The organism is Mycobacterium colombiense CECT 3035 (genome assembly GCF_002105755.1).
GTDB lineage: Bacteria > Actinomycetota > Actinomycetes > Mycobacteriales > Mycobacteriaceae > Mycobacterium > Mycobacterium colombiense.
This window is the reverse complement of sequence record NZ_CP020821.1, coordinates 4687224-4707311: the sequence shown is the minus strand read 5'-3', so window position 1 is coordinate 4707311 and position 20088 is coordinate 4687224. Positions and strand designations below refer to the sequence as shown.

Genomic DNA, 20088 nt, shown 5'->3' with positions numbered 1-20088 from the left:
ATGGCTTCCATGACGTCGCAAGCTCACGCCGCCCCCGAAGACACCCAAGATCCGTACCTGTGGCTCGAGGACGTCACCGGCGACGAGGCGCTGGACTGGGTGCGGGCGCGTAACGAGCCGACGCTGGCGCGTTTTCGCGACGAGAACTTCGAACGCATGCGCACCGAGGCGCTCGAGGTGCTCGACACCGACGCCCGGATTCCCTACGTGGTCCGCCGCGGCGAGCACCTCTACAACTTCTGGCGTGACGCGGCCAACCCGCGCGGCCTGTGGCGGCGCACCACGCTGGACAGCTACCGCACCGAGTCGCCCGAGTGGGACGTGCTGATCGACGTGGACGAGCTGGGCCGGGCCGACGGCGAGAAATGGGTGTGGGCCGGCGCCGGCGTCATCTATCCCGAATACACCCGCGCACTGGTCAGCCTGTCCCGCGGCGGCTCGGACGCCACCATCGTGCGGGAATTCGACATGCTGACACGGCAATTCATCGACGACGGGTTCGCGCTTCCGGAGGCCAAGTCGCAGGTCAGCTGGGCCGATCCGGACACCGTGCTGGTGGGCACCGACTTCGGCCCCGATTCGCTGACCGATTCCGGCTATCCGCGGGTGGTGAAACGCTGGCGGCGCGGCACCCCCCTCGCCGAGGCGGAGACGGTGTTCGAGGGGGCGCGTTCCGATGTCAACGTGGTGGCGAGCACCAGCCGGATCCCCGGCTACGAGCGCACCCTGATCGGCCGCGCGCTGGACTTCTGGAACGAAGAGGTCTACGAGTTGCGCGGGTCGGAACTCATCCGCATCGACGCGCCCACCGATGCCAGCGTGAGCCTGCACCGCGAGTGGCTGCTGATCGAACTGCGCAGCGAGTGGTCGCTGGGCGAGGCGACCTACACCGCCGGGTCGCTGTTGGCCGCGAATTACGACGAATTCCTCGCCGGCACAGCGCAATTGCAGGTGGTCTTCGAACCCGACGAGCACACCGCCCTGAACCACTACGCGTGGACCAGGGATCGGCTGCTGATCGTCTCATTGGTCGACGTGGCCAGCCGCGTGGAGATCGTCACGCCGCCATCGCGTGACGACCCGCTGCGCCCGGCTCCGCCGCGCTTGCGATCGTCACCAGGCGACTGGCGCCGCGAGCCGCTGGCCGGCATCCCCGCCGCGACCAACACCGTGGTCGTTTCCGCCGACGACACCGGTGACGAATTCTTCCTGGATTCCAGCGGATTCGACACGCCGTCGCGGCTGATGCGCGGAACCGACGACGGGCGACTCGAGCAGATCAAGTCCGCCCCGGCGTTCTTCGATGCCGAAAACATCTCGGTGACACAGAATTTCGTCGCGTCGCAGGACGGCACCTCGATCCCCTACTTCGTGGTGCGGCCCGGCGGTCCGCAGGCCTCCGAGGGCCCGTCGCCCACCCTGCTTTACGGCTACGGCGGCTTCGAATCGTCGAACACACCGGGATACAGCGGCGTGCTGGGCCGGCTGTGGCTGGCCCGCGGCGGCACCTATGTGCTGGCCAACATTCGCGGCGGCGGCGAATACGGCCCAGGCTGGCACACCCAGGCGATGCGCGAGGGACGGCACAAGGTGGCCGAGGACTTCGCCGCGGTGGCAACCGATTTGGTGGATCGCGGCATTACCACCGTCGAGCAGCTCGGGGCGCAGGGCGGCAGCAACGGGGGCCTGCTGATGGGCATCATGTTGACCCAGTACCCGGAGAAGTTCGGCGCGCTGGTGTGCAGCGTGCCCCTGCTGGACATGAAGCGCTACCACCTGCTGTTGGCCGGCGCTTCGTGGGTCGCCGAATACGGCGACCCCGACGACCCCGACGACTGGGCGTTCATCTCCGAATACTCGCCCTACCAGAACATTTCGGCGACGCGCCGGTACCCGCCGGTGCTGATGACCACCTCCACCCGCGACGACCGGGTGCACCCGGGTCACGCCCGCAAGATGACGGCGGCGCTTGAGGCCGCCGGTCATCCGGTCTTCTACTACGAGAACATCGAGGGCGGTCACGCCGGCGCGGCGGACAACGAGCAGGTGGCGTTCAAGTCGGCGCTGACCTACTCGTTCCTATGGCAGACGCTCGCGCGGCCATAGGATCGTCGACGTGTCCGCGATCCAACGCATCGAACTCACCCTGCTCGCGACGGGATTGATCTTCATCCTGGCCTCGGCGGCACAGGCGCGCTATCGCTTCGTCAAGCACCGCCGCGCCGGCCGGCGGTTCTACTGGGCGACCGCGATCATCGGCATCGTCTGTTTTGCGTTCGGGACGGGCCAGCTCTGGCCGAACGGCGTCGCGGCGGCGGCGGTCTTCGCCGCCATCATCGCGTTCTCGGCCTACCTCACCACCCCGTACCTGAAGATCGGTGGGCGAATCTACGCGTCCTCGCCGGAGAATCGTCAGCCCGACCCCTAAGGAAGCGATGCCAACCAGCGACTTCCAGACGCTGCTGTACCGGACGGCAGGCCCGGTGGCCACCATCACGCTGAACCGTCCGGAGCAGCTCAACACCATCGTGCCGCCGATGCCCGACGAGATCGAGGCCGCCATCGGCCTGGCGGAGCGTGACCCGGCGATCAAAGTCATCGTGCTGCGCGGGGCGGGCCGGGCCTTCTCCGGCGGCTACGACTTCGGCGGCGGGTTCCAGCAGTGGGGCGAGGCCATGATGACCGACGGGAAATGGGATCCCGGCAAGGACTTCGCGATGGTCAGCGCCCGGGAGACCGGGCCGACGCAGAAGTTCATGGCCATCTGGCGGGCGTCCAAGCCGGTGATCGCCCAGGTGCACGGCTGGTGCGTGGGCGGGGCCAGCGACTACGCGCTGTGCGCCGACATCGTCGTCGCCAGCGAGGACGCCGTGATCGGCACGCCCTACAGCCGGATGTGGGGGGCGTATCTGACCGGGATGTGGCTCTACCGGCTCAGCCTGGCCAGGGCCAAGTGGCACTCGCTGACCGGCCGGCCGCTGACCGGCGTCCAGGCCGCCGAGATCGAGCTGATCAACGAGGCGGTGCCGTTCGAGCGGCTGGAGGCCCGGGTCGCCGAGATCGCGGCCGAGCTGGCGCAGATCCCCTTGTCGCAGCTGCAGGCGCAGAAGCTGATCGTCAACCAGGCCTACGAGAACATGGGGCTGGCCTCCACCCAGACGCTGGGCGGCATCCTCGACGGCCTGATGCGCAACACCCCCGACGCGCTGGCCTTCATCAAGGCCGCCGAGGCCGACGGCGTGCGGGCCGCGATCGAGCGCCGCGACGGCCCCTTCGGCGACTACAGCCAGGCCCCGCCGGAGCTGCGGCCCGACCCGACACACGTCATCGTCCCTGATCGCGACTGATACTGAGATGCACTAGCCAAAGCCTGGCAGTGACCTGGGAACTGTTCGTGGCGGCCCAAAAAGTGTTACCGTAATTGCTATGTCTCGGCTGAGTACTGGCCTGCGTGCAGGCGCCGCGTTCCTTGCTCTGGGTGTTACCGCTGCGATCTTTCCGTCGACCGCGGTAGCCGACTCCACGGAGGACTTCCCGATCCCCCGCCGAATGATCAACACGACGTGCGACGCCGAGCAGATCCTGGCGGCCTCCCGGGACACCAGCCCGGTGTATTACCAGCGCTACATGATCGACTTCGACAACCACCCGAACGTGCAGCAGGCGACCATCGACAAGGCGCACTGGTTCTATGCGTTGTCGCCGGAGGACCGCCGGAACTATTCCGAGAACTTTTTTGCGCCACAGGCCGACCCTCTATGGCTGGCCTGGCCCAACCACATGAAGATCTTCTGGAACAACAAGGGCGTGGTCGCCAAGGCCACCGACATCTGCAACACCTACCCGCCCGGCGACATGTCCGTCTGGGACTGGGCCGAGCCGACCGGTCCACCTGGGTGGCCCGGGCCTGTCAAGGGTAGGGTCGACGCCCCCCAAGGCTAGAGTCCACGCGCCGGCCTAGGTTCGTAGGGCCGCAGCACGTGTTGCGGGTCAGGGCTACGGTCGTCAACGCGATCAAGAAACTGCGTGATCGTCTTTGGGGTGCACTCAAGCCGATTCGCAGCTCTTCCCGCCGGCAGGAATCTCGACACTCACGTGACGTAACGATCAGCGCGGCTGCACCACTCCGCCCGCCGGGTGCTCGTCGACGTCGTTGAGGATCAGCTCGCGCACGGCGGGACGCGGTCCGTACGGTCGCAGCATCGTGCTGGCCGGCCGTGGACGCACGTGCTGCGGCCACCAGAACCAGCGCCCGAGCAGGGTGGCCAGCGACGGCGTCATGAACGACCGCACGATCAAGGTGTCGAACAGCAGACCCAGCGCGATCGTCGTACCCACCTGCGCCATCACCAGCAGCGGACTGAACATGAACGTGGCCATGGTGGCGGCGAACACCAAACCGGCGGAGGTCACCACCGAGCCCGAACCGGCCATCGCGCGGATCGTCCCGGTTTTGAGCCCGGCGTGGATTTCCTCTTTGAACCGCGATATCAGCAGCAGGTTGTAGTCCGAGCCGACGGCCAGCAGCAGGATGACCGCCATCGCCAGCACCATCCAGTGCAACTTCAGGCCCAGGATGTACTGCCATAGGAGCACGGAGAGCCCGAAGGAGGCGCCCAGCGACAGCAACACCGTGCCGACGATCACGAAGGCCGCCACGACGCTTCGGGTGATCACCAGCATGATGATGAAAATCAGTGTGGCTGCGGCAATTCCGGCGATCAGCAGGTCGATGTTGGAGCCGTCGTGCATGTCCTTGTACGTCGCGGCGGTGCCGCCGAGGTAGACCTTGGCGCCCTCCCACGGGGTGCCCTTGATCGCCTCGTGCACGGCCTGCTTGATCGGTTCGATGTGCTTGATGCCCTCGGGACTCGCCGGGTCGCCTTCATGGGAGATGATCAGCCGGACCGCGCGCCCGTCCGGCGAGATGAACTGCTTGAGACCCCGCGCGAAGTCCGGGCTCTTGAACGCCTCCGGCGGAAGGTAGAACGTGTCGTCGTTCTTCGCCTTGTCGAAGGCATCGCCCTGGGCGGTGGCGTTGTCGGACTGCGCTCTCGCCTGTTCGTTAAGACCCTGCGTGATCGCATAGTTCGACATGATGGTGTCGAGGTTGCGCTGCTGGCTCTCGATCTGCGGCGGTATCAGCGCCACCAGCTTCGGCTGGATCCGATCCAGCTTGTCCAGATTCGCGCTGAGGTTCACGATGTTCTCGGCCACCTGGTCGATGCCGTCGAGCGCGTTGAAGACCGACCGGAGTGCCCAGCAGACCGGGATGTCGTAACAGTGCTTCTCCCAATAGAAGTAGCTGCGGATCGGCCGCAAGAAGTCGTCGAAGTTCGCGATGTCGTCGCGCAACTTCTCGGTGATCTGCACGGTTTCCTTGGTGAGCCTGGTGGTTTCGTGCGTGGTGTTGCTGAGATCCTGGGTCACCTGCATCTGCTCATGCAGCGTTGCCATCGTCTTGTGCAGCTCGTCGGCCTGCTTGAGCAGGTTTGCCGCCTGCTCGTCCTGATAGTGCTGGGTCTGGATCCGCCCTGCGGCTTGTGCACCCATCTGAAACCCGAGGGTGCTGTGGTCGAGCGGCGTGCCCAACGGTCGGGTGATGGTCTGCACCCGGCCGATGCCGGGGATGTGGAAGACCGCCTTGGCGACCTTGTCCAGGACGATGAAGTCGGCCGGGTTACGCAGGTCGTGGTCGGTCTCGATCATCAATAGCTCGGGATTAAGGCGGGCCTGGTCGAAGTGCCGGTCGGCGGCGGCATAGCCGACGTTGGCCGGGGTGTCCGCCGGCAGGAAGTGGCGGTTGTCGTAGTCGGTCTTGTAACCGGGCAGGGCGAGCAGACCGACCAACGCGACCCCGATGGTCACCGCGAGAACCGGTGCGGGCCAGCGGACCACCGCGGTGCCCATGCGACGCCAGCCCCGGGTCTGCAGCGTGCGCTTGGGATCCATGAGCTTGAAGAACGAAGCCACCGTCAGCACCGCCGGGCCCAGCGTCAACGCCGCGAGAACCGCCACCAGCATGCCGACGGCACACGGCACGCCCAACGACTCGAAATACGGCAACCGGCAGAAGCTCAGGCAGTACATCGCGCCGGCGATGGTCAGACCCGAACCGAGCACGACATGCGCCGTGCTGTGGAACATGGTGTAGAACGCTTTTTCGCGCGACTCGCCCAAACCACGGGCCTCGTGGTAGCGGCCGACCACAAAGATCGCGTAGTCCGTCCCGGCGGCGATCGCCATCAGCACCAGCATGTTATTGGCGAAGGTGGAAAGCCCGATGACTCCGTAATTTCCCAGGACTGCGACGACACCACGGGCCGCTGCCAACTCGACGAAGACCATGACCAGCATGATCAGCATGGTGATCACCGACCGGTAGACGAACAGCAGCATCAGGATGATCACCGCGAACGTGACGAGCGTGACCTTCGCTACGCCCTTCTCACCCGCGTGGGACTGATCGGCGAAGAGCGGGCCCGCGCCGGTGACGTATGCCTTGATCCCCGGCGGCGCGGGCACCGAGTTGACGATCTTGCGGACGGCCTCGGCGGACTCGTTCGCCAGCCCGCCGCCCATGTTGCCGGCGAGGTAGACCTGGACGTACGCCGCCTTTTGATCGTGGCTCTGGGAACCCGCCGCCGTCAGCGGATCACTCCAGAAATCCTGGACGTGCTGAACGTGTTTCTTGTCTTGCTCGACGCGCCGGACGATCTCGTCGTAGTAGCGGTGCGCTTCGGCCCCGAGTGGCTTGTCACCCTCCAGCAGGATCATGGCCGAGTTGTCGGAGTTGAACTCTTTGAACGTCGATCCGACCTTCATCATCGACTGAAAGGACACCGCGGCCGTCGGACTCATCGACACCGAGTGGGTTTTGGCGACGACCTCCAGCTGGGGGGCCACGGTGTTGGTGACGAACACGATGCCCAACCACACCAGGACGATCGGCAGCGCCAGCCGGTGGATCATCCGCGGCAGGAACGGCGGGATCAGCGGCTGGTCGACGCGCGGCGGAGCCTCGGCCGGCTCGCTCATGCGGACTTGTCCAGGCAATAGACGAAGGCGTTCACGGTTTGGTTGGGATCTGAGCGATTCGGAGTCTTGATGACGTCACCGCTCCCGTCGTGCTTGTTCACCACGAATTGGCAGGCGATCCAACTGCCGTCGCCCTGCGCCACCAGGTTTGCCGGGATGCCGGGCTTCGTTGAACTCAATACTTTGCTCCAGGGCAAGGGCACATTGAGCGCCTGCTGCGGATGGGAATTTTCGTCGAGGTAGTTGATGGTCGCCGTGCTGCCGGGTGGGCCCCAGACCTGGAGCGTGATCGTCTTGGCGTTGAACTCGTCGAGGACCTCGCCCGAGGTGCCACCACCGAAAGAGCCGCGGTGGACGCCGAAGACGCCGTGCAATCGGTATACGACGAATCCCGACACCGCGACGACAGCTGCGATGGTGAGGACCAGCCAGAAACGCCCCAAAAAACCCTTTTTCTTGGCGCGCTGCGGACCGACCATGTTGCCCTCCCTGCCGGCGGAACCCAGCTTATCCAGCGGCTCGGTCCTTGGCTCAGTCGTCGTCATGGGCGCTCCAGGTCCTTCCCGTCTTCACCGGTTGCACTCGCCAAGCCACGGCGCTCCGGCCCCCTTTCTGAGTTCATGAGGATTCCGCGATGAGGCCGACACACGTCGCCGTCAGCAGGCGGGTGAGGGCGGATGCGAAGTCCAAATTCCATTCGGGCGGAACCACTTCCGGTTCCTCGGCGTAGACGTCGGTCAGTTGCTCCGGCGGGTTCGCGACTTGCCACAGCGTGGCCGCCAGCGAGTATGCGGCCAGCAAGATGTCGAGCGAGCCCGACCGTCCGAGCTCGGGCAGCGCACTCCCGATCGAATCGGCCAGCGACAGCGTGGCCGCGGTGCTGATCCGCCTGACCTCGATGACCCGTTCCGCGTCCACCTCGTGTTCGAGGTGCAGGTGCAGATTGGCCAGCAGGTCGCAGAACAACGGGTCGTCGGCCAGGGCCTCGGCCAGCGTCTCGGCGATGCGCGACGGCGACTTCGCGCCGGGCTCGGCCAGCTTCTCCGACACCGTGTTCGACCATCGCACCCAGCCCTCGGCGGACAGGTGCAGCAGAACTTCCTTGTGCGAGGTGAAGTAGCGGCGCACCGCCGAGTAGTGGATTCCGGCCCGGCTGGCGACCGCGGTCAGGGTCACCGACGCGACGCCCGTTTCCATGGCCAGCGAGCGTGCGGCTTCCACGAGGGCCTCCGCACGTTGGCGCTTCTTTTCCTCTGTGCGGGCGCGCTGGAATGTTAGTTGCGCCACCGGCTGAGCGTAACGCACGTTGTGTGATTTGCATAACGCACGCTGCGTGATTTGTACCCGGGTCACTCGGCGGCGGCAAACCAGGTAAAGGTGTAACCATGCTGATCGCTTGCCCGCCGTCGAGCGCCTCCGAGTAGCGCGTGCAGACCGTCGCCCTGATCGGGTTTCTCGGCGGGTTGATCACCGGTATCTCGCCGTGCATCCTGCCGGTGCTGCCGGTGATCCTGCTGTCCGGCATGGACAGCAGCCGGGCCGGTGCGCGAAGCGTGAAGTCTGCTACCCGGCCATACTTGGTGATCGCCGGCCTGGTGTGCAGTTTCAGCCTGGCCACGTTGATCGGTTCCGCGCTGCTGACGGCGCTGCACCTGCCGCAGGACGCGATCCGCTGGACCGCACTAGTGGTGTTGATCCTGATCGGCCTGGGGTTGATCTTCCCGCCCGTGCAGCACCTGCTCGAGCGGCCGTTCGCATATTTTCCACAGCGCCAAATCAGCTCTGGGACAGATGGTTTCGGCTTGGGCCTGACGCTGGGGGCCCTGTATGTGCCGTGCGCGGGCCCGGTGCTCGCCGCGATCGTCGTGGCGGGCGGGACGTCGTCGATCGGTCCCGGCGCGCTGGTGTTGACCGCGACGTTCGCCCTCGGCAACGCGTTGCCGCTGCTGGCCTTCGCGCTGGCCGGGCGGCGCGTCGCCGAACGGGTGGCCGCGTTCCGCCGCCGGCAGCGCGTGATTCAGATCGCCGGCGGGATCGCGATGATCGTGTTGGCCGTGGCGCTGGTGTTCAACCTGCCGGCGATGCTGCAACGCGCCGTCCCCGACTACACGACGGCGATGCAGAACAGGCTGGGGGCCAACGACATCGAGCGCAGCCTGGGTTCGGCCCCCGTGCAACAGCCGAACCAGGGCAGCGGGGTGCCGCTGAGCCCGCCCGGCGCCACCGTCGACGGCGCGCTCAGCGATTGCTCCAGCGGCTCCGCCGAGCTGCAACAGTGCGGACCCGCTCCCGCCCTCACCGGCGTCACCGGATGGCTCAACACCCCGGACGGCAAGCCGCTCGACCCGACGGCGGTGCGCGGCAAGGTGATCCTGATCGACTTCTGGGCCTACTCGTGCATCAACTGTCAGCGCGCCATCCCGCACGTGATCGGGTGGTACAACCGCTATCGCGACAGCGGGTTGCTCGTCATCGGGGTGCACACCCCCGAGTACGCCTTCGAGCGGGTGACCGCCAATGTGGCCAGCGACGCCGCGGACCTGCACATCACCTATCCCATCGCACTGGACAACGACTACGCGACGTGGAACAACTTCCAGAACCTGTACTGGCCGGCCGAGTACCTGATCGACGCGAATGGCCAAGTGCGGCACACCAAGTTCGGTGAAGGCGACTACGACGGCACCGAGAGGCTGATCCGCACGCTGCTGGCCGACGCCCATCCCGGCGTTGCGTTACCCGCGCCGACGAACTCGGCAGACATGACTCCGCAGACCAGGCTGACGCCCGAGACGTATCTGGGTGTCGGCAAGTCCGGAAACTACGGTGGCAGTGGGGATTACAAAGACGGCGCCGCCACGCTGAGCTTCCCGCCGACCCTGGCCGAGGACAAGTTCGCCCTGCGCGGCCGCTGGAACCTGGACGACCAAGGGGCCACGGCCGACGGTGACGACTCCGTGGTCCGGCTGAACTACACCGCGAAAGACGTCTACGCCGTCGTCGGTGGCACCGGCACGCTCACCGTGACCCGCGACGGCAAGACCACCACGACGCCGATCGGCGGGGCGCCCACGTTGCACCGGATCGTCGCCGACGACTCCGCCCACCGCGATCAGCTGGACATGCAGGTCAGCAAAGGTCTGCAGGTGTTTTCGTTCACGTTCGGCTAGCCGCCGGGCTCACGGCTTCTTCGCGAAGCTGCCCAGCATCGCGACGACCACGCCGAGGGCCACCAGCGCGGCTCCGGCGAGCAAGGTCGCGTTGAGCCATTGGTGCAGACCGGCTTCCGCGTGGCCGACTATCACCTCGGCCACGGTGCGGACGTTGCCGGCGGTGCGGTTGAGCGCGTCGTTGACGTAGCGCCCGGCGACCTCGATGCCCGCCCAGCCGCCGGCGCCCACGAGCAGCGCCGAGACGCCCAGGCTGCTCAGCGCCTTGCCACGCCGCCGCGCGGCGGCCACCGTGAGCAGCGCGCAGACACCACACAGCGCCGCCGCGCCCACACTCACCCACGGGCCCCAGGTGGTCAGCCGGCTCAGCCGTCCCTGCCGCATCGAGTGCGGGACCGAAACGGTCAGCGGGACAGTGATTTTCGCGGGAACCGTGACGTGGTGGCGGCTGAGCAGCGGCTCAATCGCACCGTCGTTGAGCATCGGTGCCACGTCGACCGCCCACTGGTTGCCGCCGTCGCCGGCCCCCGGGTCGCCGAACAGCCAGCCGTGCGCGGCCCGGTTCGCCTGGGCGAACAGCGGCGGAAACGCCGGGCCGGCGGTGAAGGCGCGGGCGGCGTCGTGCACCTCGGAACTGTCGACCGGAGCGCGGCCGCCGCCGTGCTCGGCGATGAGAGTCATTGCCCGGGTGGTCAATTCGGAAGCCATGGCGGACTGCAGGGCGGGGTCGATCGCCGCGTGTTGCGCCAGCGCGGCGTAACCGTCGGCGTCGACGACGTGGAGCTGCGTCCACCCCGCGGGGATCGCGACCGCCAGCGCGAGCGTGGTGATGAGCCACAACAGCACGGTCGCCGCGAATCGCACGCCTGCGAATCTACGCAATCCCCCGCACGTACGCGGCCTGGCCGAGGTGCTGGGCGCAGTCGTCGATGATGCTCACCAGCCGTGCGCTGGCCGTCACCGGCGGATCCCAGTTCGTGTCGACGACGCGGGCCAGTTCCCCGGCGGTGACCCCCGCGACGTATTCGAGGGTGAGCTTGTGCACCGCGTGGTAGTAGCCGGACAGCAGGTCCGCGGGCGCCTGCACCTTGGCCACCTCCTGCGGCTTGTGCCCGTAACCGGTGTCGTCACGCGGCAGGTCCAGTCCGAACCGGTCCACCCAGCCGTCGCGGAACCAGACCTGCTCGACGCCGGCGATGTCGGCCAGCTGGATGTCCTGCACCCGCGCGCTGTGCCAGAGCAGCCACGCGATGCTGTTGGCGTTCGGGTCAGGCCGGTAGCCGGACACCTCGTCGGTCAACCCGTCGGTGATCTGGTCGACGTGCTCGATCAACCGGGTGAACGCATCGCGGAGCAGTTCCTGGGTGGCAGCGTCCGAGTTGGCCATGCCACCGACATTACGTGCGCGCGTGCCAGACCGCTTCGACGTTATTGCCGTCCGGGTCGCGCACGAACGCGCCGAAGTAACCGGGGTGGTACTCGGGCCACACGCGTGGCTCGTGCAGCGACTCGGCGCCCAATGCCACCGCCGCCTGGTGGAAGGCGCGCACCGCGTCCTCGCCGGCGGCCTCGAACGCGATGTGGTTTTCCCGGTTCGGAGCCATGCCCGCACCGTCGGAGATCCAAAATGCCGCATGCCCGTCGCGGCCATATCCGATGGCCCGGCCGAAATCCAGCTGCCGGGTGAACCCGAGTGCCCCCAGCACGGTGTCGTAGAACCGCTGGGATTTCGGATAGTCGGCGCAGTTGATTCCGATGTGGTCGATCACGGAAAACATCCTGGCACGACCCGCCGCAACGGTCGTAGATTGTTTGAATGACTTACGACCTCATCATCCGTAATGGCACCATCGTCGACGGGTTGGGGGGTGAGCCGTACATCGGTGACGTGGCCGTGAAAGACGGCGTCATCCAAGCGGTCGGCGCGGTCAACGGCGCGGCCGCAGCGCGCGAGATCGACGCGACCGGGCTGCTGGTCACACCGGGCTTTGTCGACCTGCACACGCACTACGACGGCCAGTCCATCTGGTCGGAGCGCCTCACCCCGTCCTCGGCGCACGGGGTGACGACCGTGGTGATGGGCAACTGCGGGGTCGGCTTCGCGCCCTGCCGCCAGTCCGACCACGACGTGCTCGTCGACGTGATGGCCGGCGTGGAAGACATTCCCGGCGTCGTGATGACCGACGGGCTGCCGTGGACGTGGGAGACGTTCCCCGAATACATGGACGCCCTCGAATCGGGCAAGCGCGACATCGACGTCGCCGCGTACCTGCCGCACTCACCGCTGCGGGTGTACGTGATGGGCCAGCGCGGCGCTGACCGCGAGCCGGCCACCCCGGACGACCTGGCCAGGATGCGGGAGCTCGCCAGGGAGGCGATCGAGGTCGGCGCACTCGGCTTCGCGTCGTCGCGGCTGACCATCCACAAGACCGAAAGCGGCTCGCCCATACCGAGTTACGAGGCTGCAAGGGAGGAGATCGAGGAGATCGCCCGCGGCGTCGTGGACGGCGGCGGCGGCCTGCTGCAGTTCGTTCCCGACATCCCGGCGGGCGGGTACCAGCCGGTGCTGCAGACGGTGTTCGACGTCGCCGAGGACGTCGGACTGCCGGTCACCTTCACCCTCGTCGTCGCCAACTCGGGCGACCCGTCCTGGCCGGACGCCATCACCATGATCGAGAAGGCCAACAGCGCCGCCGATGGCGGCGAAATCCGAGTCACCGCCCAGCTGCTGCCGCGACCGATCGGTCTGATCATCGGGTTGCAGCTGTCCGCCAACCCGTTCGTGCTCTACCCCAGCTACCGCGAGATCGCGCACCTGCCGCTGGCCGAGCGCGTCGCCGAGATGCGCAAGCCCGAGGTCCGCGCCCGCATCCTGGCCGACAAGCCGGGCCAGGGGCACCCGATCCTGTACGTGGCCCAGATGTGGGACTGGATCTTCCCACTGGGCGACACCCCCGACTACGAGCCCGACCCGTCGACCAGCATCGGGGCCCGGGCCCGCGCCCGCGGCGTGGATCCGATGGAGGAGGCCTACGACCGGCTGCTCGACGACGAGGGCAAGGCGATGCTGCTGGTCGCCACCAGCAACCTGCAGAACAACTCGCTGGACACCGTCGGCGAACTGCTGCACCGCGAGGACGTGGTGCTCGGCCTGGGCGACGGCGGCGCGCACTACGGGATGATCTGCGACGCCAGCTATTCGACCTACTTCCTGACGCACTGGGCACGGGACCGCAAGGCCGGGCGGTTCACGGTGGCCGAGGCGGTTCGCGAGCTCACGTCGGTGCCGGCCCGCGTCGCCGGGCTGGCCGATCGCGGCCGGATCGGGGTCGGCTACAAGGCCGATCTCAACGTCATCGATCACGCCGCATTGCGGCTGCACAAGCCCATCATCAGCTACGACCTGCCCGCCGGGGGGCGGCGCCTGGACCAGACCGCCGAGGGGTATGTCGCGACGATCGTGGCCGGGGAAGTCATCGCCGAGAACGGCGTTCCCACCGACGCCCGGCCAGGCAAGTTGGTGCGTGGTCGCCAGCTTGATCCCGCAGCCTCGCGATAACGCCACCAAAAGTGGCATATACCAGCTAAGTTGGGTCCGTGACGAACCCGCATTTTGCGTGGTTGCCGCCAGAAGTCAACTCGGCACTAATTTTCTCCGGTCCTGGTCCCGGGCCGCTGCTTGCTGCCGCGGCGGCGTGGGACGGGCTGGCCGAAGAGTTGGCATCGTCGGCATCGTCATTTTCTTCGGTGACGACGGATCTCGCCAGCGGCTCCTGGCAGGGCGCCTCGTCGGCGGCGATGATGTCCGTGGCCAGCCAATATGTGAGCTGGCTCAGCGCGGCGGCCGCGCAGGCCGAGGAGGTGTCGCACCAGGCGTCGGCGATCGCGACCGCCTTCGAGGTGGCCCTCGCCGCCACCGTGCAACCCGCCGTGGTGGCGGCCAACCGCGCCCTGGTGTCGGCGTTGGCGGCAAACAATCACCTGGGTCAGAGCACGGCGGCGATCGCAGACATCGAGGCGGCCTACGAGCAGATGTGGGCCGCGGACGTGGCGGCGATGTTCGGCTATCACGCCGACGCGTCGGCGGCCGTCGCCAAGCTGCCGCCCTGGAACCAGGTGCTGCAGAACCTCGGCTTCTCCAACACCAGCACGGCCGTCACGCGCCCGGCCAGCTCCGGCGCGGTCGCCCGCGGGTACACGTCGCGCATCGCCGGGTTCCTGCGGCCCTCGGCACCCCAGTAGCTCCGGAATCCCGCGCCTATCCTGGAAGATCATGCGCACCAAGAAGAAGGTCGATATCCAGGCGCTGTCCGACGCGCTGGCCGACTACCCGTACGCCTACTTGATCACGGTCGACGACGGCTACCGGGTGCACACCGTGACGGTCGAGCCGCAGCTGCGCGGGGCGACGCTGGACGTCGGGCTGATCGGCGGACGGACCCGCAACAACCTCGCCCAGCGTGCCGACGTGACGCTGCTGTGGCCGCCCGCCGAGCCTGGGGGCTACTCCTTGATCGTCGACGGCACCGCCGAAGTGACCGATGCCGGCGCGGAGACCGCGCGCCTCACCGTGGTGCCCACCCGCGCGCTGCTCCACCGCGACGCCGACTCCCCCGACGCCGCAAAGGGATGCCTGCACGACTGCGTGGTGTTCTCGCTGCCGGCTTAGCGGCGATGCGCTGGTCACCGGCGGCCCTGGCCCGGGTCAGCGCGCTGAGCGGTCCCTGCGCAGGCTGGGGTGCTGATTCTTCAATAACGGCAACAGGATTCGCCTGGGCATGAATTGAAGCAGCCGGGTGCTGATCTGGCTCGGCAACCCGGGTATCACCGTCCCGCGATCGTGCTCCAGCGCGTCGACTCCGGCGCGCGCCACCTCGCGCGACGGCTTCCACATAAACTTCGGAAACGCATCGGCGAAGTCGCGCTCGTCCATGCCGGCGCTCTTCACGAACTCGGTGCGCACCGGGCCCGGGCACAGCAGCGCGACGGTGACGCCGGTGCCGGCAAGCTCACCGCGCAGCCCCTGCGTGTAGTTGTTGACGAACGCCTTGGTGGCCGCATAGCCGACCTGGCCCGGAAAGGGTTGGTAGCCCGCGGTTGATCCGACGTTGAGGATCGCGCCGCGGCCGCGCGGCACCATCTGCTGGACCGCACGGGTGGACAGGTCGATGACGGCCTCGACATTGACCCGCACCTGAGCAACCTCGTCGTCGACGGGCAGTGTGGTCACCGACCCCATGGTGCCGATGCCGGCGTTGTTGACCAGGATGTCGGCGGTCAGGCCGCGCCGCTCGACCTCCACGAGAAGGCCGGCCCGGGCGGCGGAATCGCCGACGTCGCAAGCGATCACCTCCACGCGCACGCGGCCGGCGAGTTCGTCGGCCAGCTCGCGCAGCCGGTCTTCGCGGCGGGCCACCAGTGTGACGCCGTGACCGCGGTCGGCCAGTTCGCGCGCGATGTCGGCGCCGATGCCCGACGATGCGCCGGTCACGACGGCGGTGCTGGTGGGTGCGGGAGTCGGAAGGGCCACGGGTTTTACCCTAGGGCGCCGAGGGTGGCGCCGCCGCGGCCGGTCGTATCGGCCATCGCCCCGCCAGGGCAATAGGCGAATTGCCCGCCTCTGAGCGACAATTCGGCCTGTCGCTGCGAGGCGGGCAAAACCAGCACCGAACCTTCCAGGGGCGGGTGGTGCGGCTGGGGCACAAGGAACCGGCAGACACGAAAAAGCCCGGCCCCGTGTGGGGGCCGGGCTTTCCCGTACTTGAGTCGTGGACTTAGAAGTCCATCCCGCCCATGCCACCGGTCGGGTCGCCCGCGGGTGCGGCCGCCTTCTCCGGCTTGTCGGCGACGACGGCCTCGGTGGTGAGGAACAGGCCCGCGATGGACGCCGCGTTCTGCAGCGCCGAACGGGTCACCTTCACCGGGTCGGCAACGCCGGCCTTGAGCAGGTCCTCGTACTCACCGGTGGCGGCGTTCAGGCCGGTACCGGCGGGCGAGTTGCGGACCTTCTCGGCCACGACGCCGGGCTCCAGACCACCGTTGAAGGCGATCTGCTTCAGCGGAGCCTCGAGCGCCACGCGGACGATGTTGGCGCCGGTCGCCTCGTCACCGGTGAGCTTCAGCTCGTCCAGCGACGGGGTCGCGTGCAGCAGGGCCACGCCACCACCGGCGACGATGCCCTCCTCGACGGCGGCCTTGGCGTTACGGACCGCGTCCTCGATGCGGTGCTTGCGCTCCTTGAGCTCGACCTCGGTCGCGGCCCCGGCCTTGATCACCGCAACACCGCCGGCCAGCTTGGCCAGGCGCTCCTGCAGCTTCTCGCGGTCGTAGTCGGAGTCGCTGTTCTCGATCTCGCTGCGGATCTGGGCCACCCGGCCGGCGATGGCGTCGGAGTCACCGGCGCCCTCGACGATGGTGGTCTCGTCCTTGGTGACGACGACCTTGCGGGCCTTACCCAGCAGGGCGACGTCGGCGCTCTCCAGCGACAGGCCGACCTCTTCGCTGATGACCTGACCACCGGTGAGGATGGCCATGTCCTGCAGCATCGCCTTGCGGCGGTCACCGAAGCCGGGGGCCTTGACGGCCACCGACTTGAAGGTGCCGCGGATCTTGTTGACGACCAGGGTGCTCAAAGCCTCACCCTCGACGTCCTCGGCGATGATCAGCAGCGGCTTGCCGGCCTGGATGACCTTCTCCAGCAGGGGCAGCAGGTCCTTGACGGTCGAGACCTTGGAGCTGACCAACAGGATGAAGGGGTCCTCGAGGACGGCTTCCTGACGCTCGGCGTCGGTGACGAAGTAGCCCGAGATGTAACCCTTGTCGAACCGCATGCCCTCGGTGAGCTCGAGCTGCAGGCCGAAGGTGTTGGACTCCTCGACGGTGATGACGCCCTCGTTGCCGACCTTGTCCATCGCCTCGGCGATCAGGTCGCCGATCGACTGGTCGCCCGCGGAGATGGCCGCGGTGGCAGCGATCTGGTCCTTCGTCTCGACCTCTTTGGCCGACTTGAGCAGGGTCTCGGTGACCTTCTCGACGGCCTTCTCGATGCCGCGCTTCAGACCCAGCGGGTTGGCGCCGGCCGCGACGTTGCGCAGGCCCTCGCGGACCAACGCCTGGGCCAGAACCGTGGCCGTCGTCGTGCCGTCACCGGCGACGTCGTCGGTCTTCTTGGCGACTTCCTTGACCAGCTCGGCGCCGATCTTCTCGTACGGGTCCTCCAGCTCGATCTCCTTGGCGATGGACACACCATCGTTGGTGATCGTGGGGGCACCCCACTTCTTCTCCAGGACGACGTTGCGGCCCTTGGGGCCCAGCGTCACCTTTACCGCGTCGGCGAGGGCGTTGAGCCCCCGCTCGAGGCCGCGACGGGCCTCTTCGTCATACGCAATTGTCTTGGCCATTGCGAAGTGATTCCTCCGGATTGGGGATGACACGTTCTGGCCGGGTGCAGTGCCCGCGACGGACGGCTAGGTGTCCCCCGCTTGACGCGGCCCTGGCCTCACCGTCCCGACCTAGCACTCGCTGGTCGCGAGTGCCAAGTCATTCTTAGCACTCGCCTATGCCGAGTGCAAGAAGAGGTCAGCCCGATCGCCCAGCGCGTAAACCGTCGACGACGACGTCGGTCACCCGCTCGGCCAAGTCCGGGTTGTAGGCCTCCGCCGCCTGGCACCCGACCATGATCGCCTTCACTTCGCGCACGCTGATGTCCTGGCGTGCCGTGCCCGCCCGCTGCGCGGCTCGCAGTAGCTCGTCGAGCATCGCCAGGAACGCGTCCTCGGCGTCGGGCGCAGCGGTGGCGATGTCGATCCCGAATCCGGCCAGCGCGTCCACCAGTCCGCGATCCGCCGCGCCCCAGTGCAGCACCATCGACCGCAGCAGCGCGAAGAGCGCTTCGCCGGGTCCGACGGAATCCAGCAGGGCGCGGCCGTCGTCGACCAGCCGCTGCATCCGGTCCTCGATGACCGCCTGGAACAGCGCCTCCTTGGTCGGGAAGTGCCGGTAGACGGTGCCGGCCCCGACACCGGCCCGGCGCGCGACCTCGTCGATGGGTACCGACAGGCCCTCGGCCGCAAAGGTGTCGTAGGCGACGTCCAGCACGCGGGCCCGGTTGCGCGCCGCGTCGGCGCGCAACGGCCGTGCGGGTTGCGCCATCTGTTCACTCCTCCGCGGTTGACAAAGCGGGGCGTGCGTTCCGTATAGTGACAGTCAACCGGAGCGCCCGCCCCGTTTACTCTACAAGTTCAAGGAGCCTCCCATGGCCAAATGGACCACCGCGGACATCCCCGACCAGACCGGCCGGGTCGCCGTCATCACCGGAGCCAACACGGGCCTGGGCTACGAAACGGCCCTGGCGCTCGCCGACCACGGCGCCCGCGTGGTGCTGGCCGTCCGCAACCTGGACAAGGGCAAGGACGCCGCCGCGCGCATCACCGCCCAGAGCCCAGACGCCGACGTCGCGCTGCAGGAGCTCGACCTGACCTCGCTGGACTCCGTCCGCGCCGCGGCCGAGCAGCTGCGGTCCGCGCACGACCGGATCGACCTGCTGATCAACAACGCCGGAGTGATGTGGACGCCGAAGTCGACCACCAAGGACGGCTTCGAGCTGCAGTTCGGCACCAACCACCTGGGTCACTTCGCCTTCACCGGGCTGCTGCTGGACCGGCTGCTGCCGGTCGCCGGCTCCCGGGTGGTGACCGTCAGCAGCCTGGGCCACCGCATCCTCGCCGACATCCATTTCGACGACCTGCAGTGGGAGCGCCGCTACAACCGGATTGCGGCCTACGGGCAGGCCAAGCTGGCCAACCTGATGTTCACGTATGAACTCCAGCGGCGGCTGGCACCGCAGGGGACGACGATCGCGGTGGCTGCCCATCCCGGCGGCTCGCGCACCGAGCTCACCCGCAACCTGCCGCCGCTTGCTGAGCGCGTCGTGACTCCGGTGTTCGGCCTGATCTCGCAGGACGCGGCTATGGGCGCCCTGCCGACACTGCGCGCCGCGACCGATCCTGGCGTGCTCGGGGGTCAGTACTACGGGCCCGACGGCCTCGGTGAAATGCAGGGCCACCCGAAAGTCGTTGCGTCCAGCGAAAGGTCGCACGACGTCGCCGCGCAGCGCAGGCTGTGGACCGTCTCCGAGGAGCTCACCGGGGTGGTCTATCCGCTCGACTAGCTATCCCACATCGAGCAGCTGCTCGTAGAAGCCGCCGAAGCCGCGCGGGCGATCGACGAGGTGGATCTCGAGGATCCAGTGGCAGGTGCGGCCGCGCGGATCGGTGCGGCGCATCGGCTTGTTCGACCCGGGCATGATGATCCACTCGACGCCGGGGCCGGCGATCTTCTTGTGCGGGAACTCGCCGATCAGATGGCCCGCGATCGGGCTGCCCCACTCGAAGCCCTCGGTGCGGGCCACCCCGACGACGTAGTCGAACAGCTCGGCGCCGGTGATCTCGGGATGGCCGGCGAAGTGGTCGCGCCCGGCCGCCCAGACTCGTGGCAGCGCATCGCGAAGGGCCGTCTTGTGCGGGTCGTCGCCGAGCACGAACGTCCGCCCGAAATCGGCCTCCCACTGCTCGAAGATCGGGCCGAGATCGAGGAAGACGATGTCACCGTCGGCGATCGTGCGATCCGGCGGGCGCTCGTGAAACGGCTGCAGCGTGTTCTCCCCGGCCCGCACGATCCGCCGGTGCCAGTGCCGGGTCACCCCGAACATCTCGCCGGCGAGGTCGTGGATCTGGTCGGAGAGTTCCTTTTCCGCGAGCCCGGGGCGGATCATGGCGCGCCGCTCGATCTCGTCGAACAGTTGCGCGGCTTTGCGCTCGGCGTCCAGCAGCCGGTGCACGCGAACGTCCTCGGCGGTCGATCGGTCCACACCGGCGATGCT

19 protein-coding genes are annotated in these 20088 nt (G+C 67.7%); 9 read left to right on the top strand and 10 right to left on the bottom strand.

Translation table 11 applies throughout. The annotated features are described in order from the left end of the window. The first annotated feature begins 9 nt into the window (after positions 1-9). The 4 genes from B9D87_RS22125 to B9D87_RS22110 all read left to right on the top strand — a co-directional run bounded on the left by B9D87_RS22125 (position 10) and on the right by B9D87_RS22110 (position 3942). Positions 10-2106: a prolyl oligopeptidase family serine peptidase gene (locus B9D87_RS22125; protein ID WP_007768333.1), complete on the top strand. Its 2097-nt coding sequence runs from the start codon at positions 10-12 to the stop codon at positions 2104-2106. Positions 2107-2116: 10 nt separating this feature from the next. Further along, positions 2117-2428, top strand: a complete 312-nt coding sequence (locus B9D87_RS22120; RefSeq protein WP_007768334.1) for a hypothetical protein — start codon at positions 2117-2119, stop codon at positions 2426-2428. 7 nt (positions 2429-2435) lie between these two features. Beyond that, positions 2436-3347 (top strand): crotonase/enoyl-CoA hydratase family protein, encoded by a 912-nt coding sequence (locus B9D87_RS22115; protein ID WP_007768335.1) that lies wholly within the window; start codon positions 2436-2438, stop codon positions 3345-3347. A 79-nt stretch (positions 3348-3426) separates the two neighbouring features. After that, entirely contained in the window at positions 3427-3942 is a 516-nt protein-coding gene (locus tag B9D87_RS22110) for a DUF5078 domain-containing protein (protein WP_040629314.1), read from the top strand. A 165-nt stretch (positions 3943-4107) separates the two neighbouring features. Here the strand turns inward: B9D87_RS22110 and B9D87_RS22105 are convergent, their stop codons facing one another. From B9D87_RS22105 to B9D87_RS22095, 3 genes are all read right to left on the bottom strand, one after another. Continuing rightward, positions 4108-7038: an MMPL/RND family transporter gene (locus B9D87_RS22105; RefSeq protein ID WP_007768337.1), complete on the bottom strand. Its 2931-nt coding sequence runs from the start codon at positions 7036-7038 to the stop codon at positions 4108-4110. After that, positions 7035-7583, bottom strand: a complete 549-nt coding sequence (locus tag B9D87_RS22100; RefSeq protein ID WP_007768340.1) for an MmpS family transport accessory protein — start codon at positions 7581-7583, stop codon at positions 7035-7037. Before B9D87_RS22100 ends, B9D87_RS22105 begins: the two co-directional genes overlap by 4 nt. A gap of 73 nt (positions 7584-7656) precedes the next feature. Then, positions 7657-8343 (bottom strand): TetR/AcrR family transcriptional regulator, encoded by a 687-nt coding sequence (locus B9D87_RS22095; protein ID WP_085977772.1) that lies wholly within the window; start codon positions 8341-8343, stop codon positions 7657-7659. Positions 8344-8465: 122 nt separating this feature from the next. Between B9D87_RS22095 and B9D87_RS22090 the strand changes: the two genes are divergently transcribed. Then, positions 8466-10208, top strand: a complete 1743-nt coding sequence (locus tag B9D87_RS22090) for a cytochrome c biogenesis protein DipZ (protein ID WP_007768343.1) — start codon at positions 8466-8468, stop codon at positions 10206-10208. A gap of 9 nt (positions 10209-10217) precedes the next feature. Here B9D87_RS22090 and B9D87_RS22085 read toward each other — a convergent pair whose 3' ends face one another. The 3 genes from B9D87_RS22085 to B9D87_RS22075 are packed head-to-tail and all read right to left on the bottom strand — an operon-like array spanning position 10218 to position 11977. Continuing rightward, positions 10218-11072, bottom strand: coding sequence for a hypothetical protein (locus B9D87_RS22085; protein WP_007768345.1), 855 nt, complete (start codon positions 11070-11072; stop codon positions 10218-10220). Between the two features lie 10 nt (positions 11073-11082). Next, on the bottom strand, positions 11083-11595 hold the full coding sequence (locus B9D87_RS22080) for a mycothiol transferase (protein ID WP_007768347.1): 513 nt from the start codon (positions 11593-11595) through the stop codon (positions 11083-11085). A 10-nt stretch (positions 11596-11605) separates the two neighbouring features. Next, complete coding sequence (locus B9D87_RS22075; RefSeq protein WP_040629555.1) at positions 11606-11977, bottom strand: VOC family protein; 372 nt, start codon at positions 11975-11977, stop codon at positions 11606-11608. A 47-nt stretch (positions 11978-12024) separates the two neighbouring features. On the opposite strand from B9D87_RS22075, the gene B9D87_RS22070 reads away from it, so the two are divergent. The 3 genes from B9D87_RS22070 to B9D87_RS22060 are packed head-to-tail and all read left to right on the top strand — an operon-like array spanning position 12025 to position 14877. Beyond that, entirely contained in the window at positions 12025-13767 is a 1743-nt protein-coding gene (locus tag B9D87_RS22070; RefSeq protein WP_007768351.1) for an N-acyl-D-amino-acid deacylase family protein, read from the top strand. A 38-nt stretch (positions 13768-13805) separates the two neighbouring features. Beyond that, complete coding sequence (locus B9D87_RS22065) at positions 13806-14450, top strand: PPE family protein (protein WP_077091087.1); 645 nt, start codon at positions 13806-13808, stop codon at positions 14448-14450. Positions 14451-14481: 31 nt separating this feature from the next. Further along, positions 14482-14877, top strand: coding sequence for a hypothetical protein (locus B9D87_RS22060; protein WP_007768354.1), 396 nt, complete (start codon positions 14482-14484; stop codon positions 14875-14877). A gap of 36 nt (positions 14878-14913) precedes the next feature. On the opposite strand, the gene B9D87_RS22055 is transcribed toward B9D87_RS22060, so the two are convergent. The 3 genes from B9D87_RS22055 to B9D87_RS22045 all read right to left on the bottom strand — a co-directional run bounded on the left by B9D87_RS22055 (position 14914) and on the right by B9D87_RS22045 (position 18359). Beyond that, on the bottom strand, positions 14914-15738 hold the full coding sequence (locus B9D87_RS22055) for an SDR family NAD(P)-dependent oxidoreductase (RefSeq protein ID WP_007768355.1): 825 nt from the start codon (positions 15736-15738) through the stop codon (positions 14914-14916). Between the two features lie 244 nt (positions 15739-15982). Then, positions 15983-17608 (bottom strand): chaperonin GroEL, encoded by a 1626-nt coding sequence (gene groL / locus B9D87_RS22050; RefSeq protein WP_007768358.1) that lies wholly within the window; start codon positions 17606-17608, stop codon positions 15983-15985. A 178-nt stretch (positions 17609-17786) separates the two neighbouring features. After that, positions 17787-18359, bottom strand: a complete 573-nt coding sequence (locus tag B9D87_RS22045; protein ID WP_007768361.1) for a TetR/AcrR family transcriptional regulator — start codon at positions 18357-18359, stop codon at positions 17787-17789. A gap of 103 nt (positions 18360-18462) precedes the next feature. Here B9D87_RS22045 and B9D87_RS22040 point away from each other — a divergent pair, with 103 nt between their 5' ends. Further along, positions 18463-19377, top strand: coding sequence for an SDR family NAD(P)-dependent oxidoreductase (locus B9D87_RS22040; RefSeq protein WP_007768362.1), 915 nt, complete (start codon positions 18463-18465; stop codon positions 19375-19377). On the opposite strand, the gene B9D87_RS22035 is transcribed toward B9D87_RS22040, so the two are convergent. Continuing rightward, a complete protein-coding gene (locus tag B9D87_RS22035) occupies positions 19378-20076 on the bottom strand; it encodes a M24 family metallopeptidase (protein WP_007768363.1) in 699 nt (232 codons plus the stop codon). Positions 20077-20088: the final 12 nt, after the last annotated feature.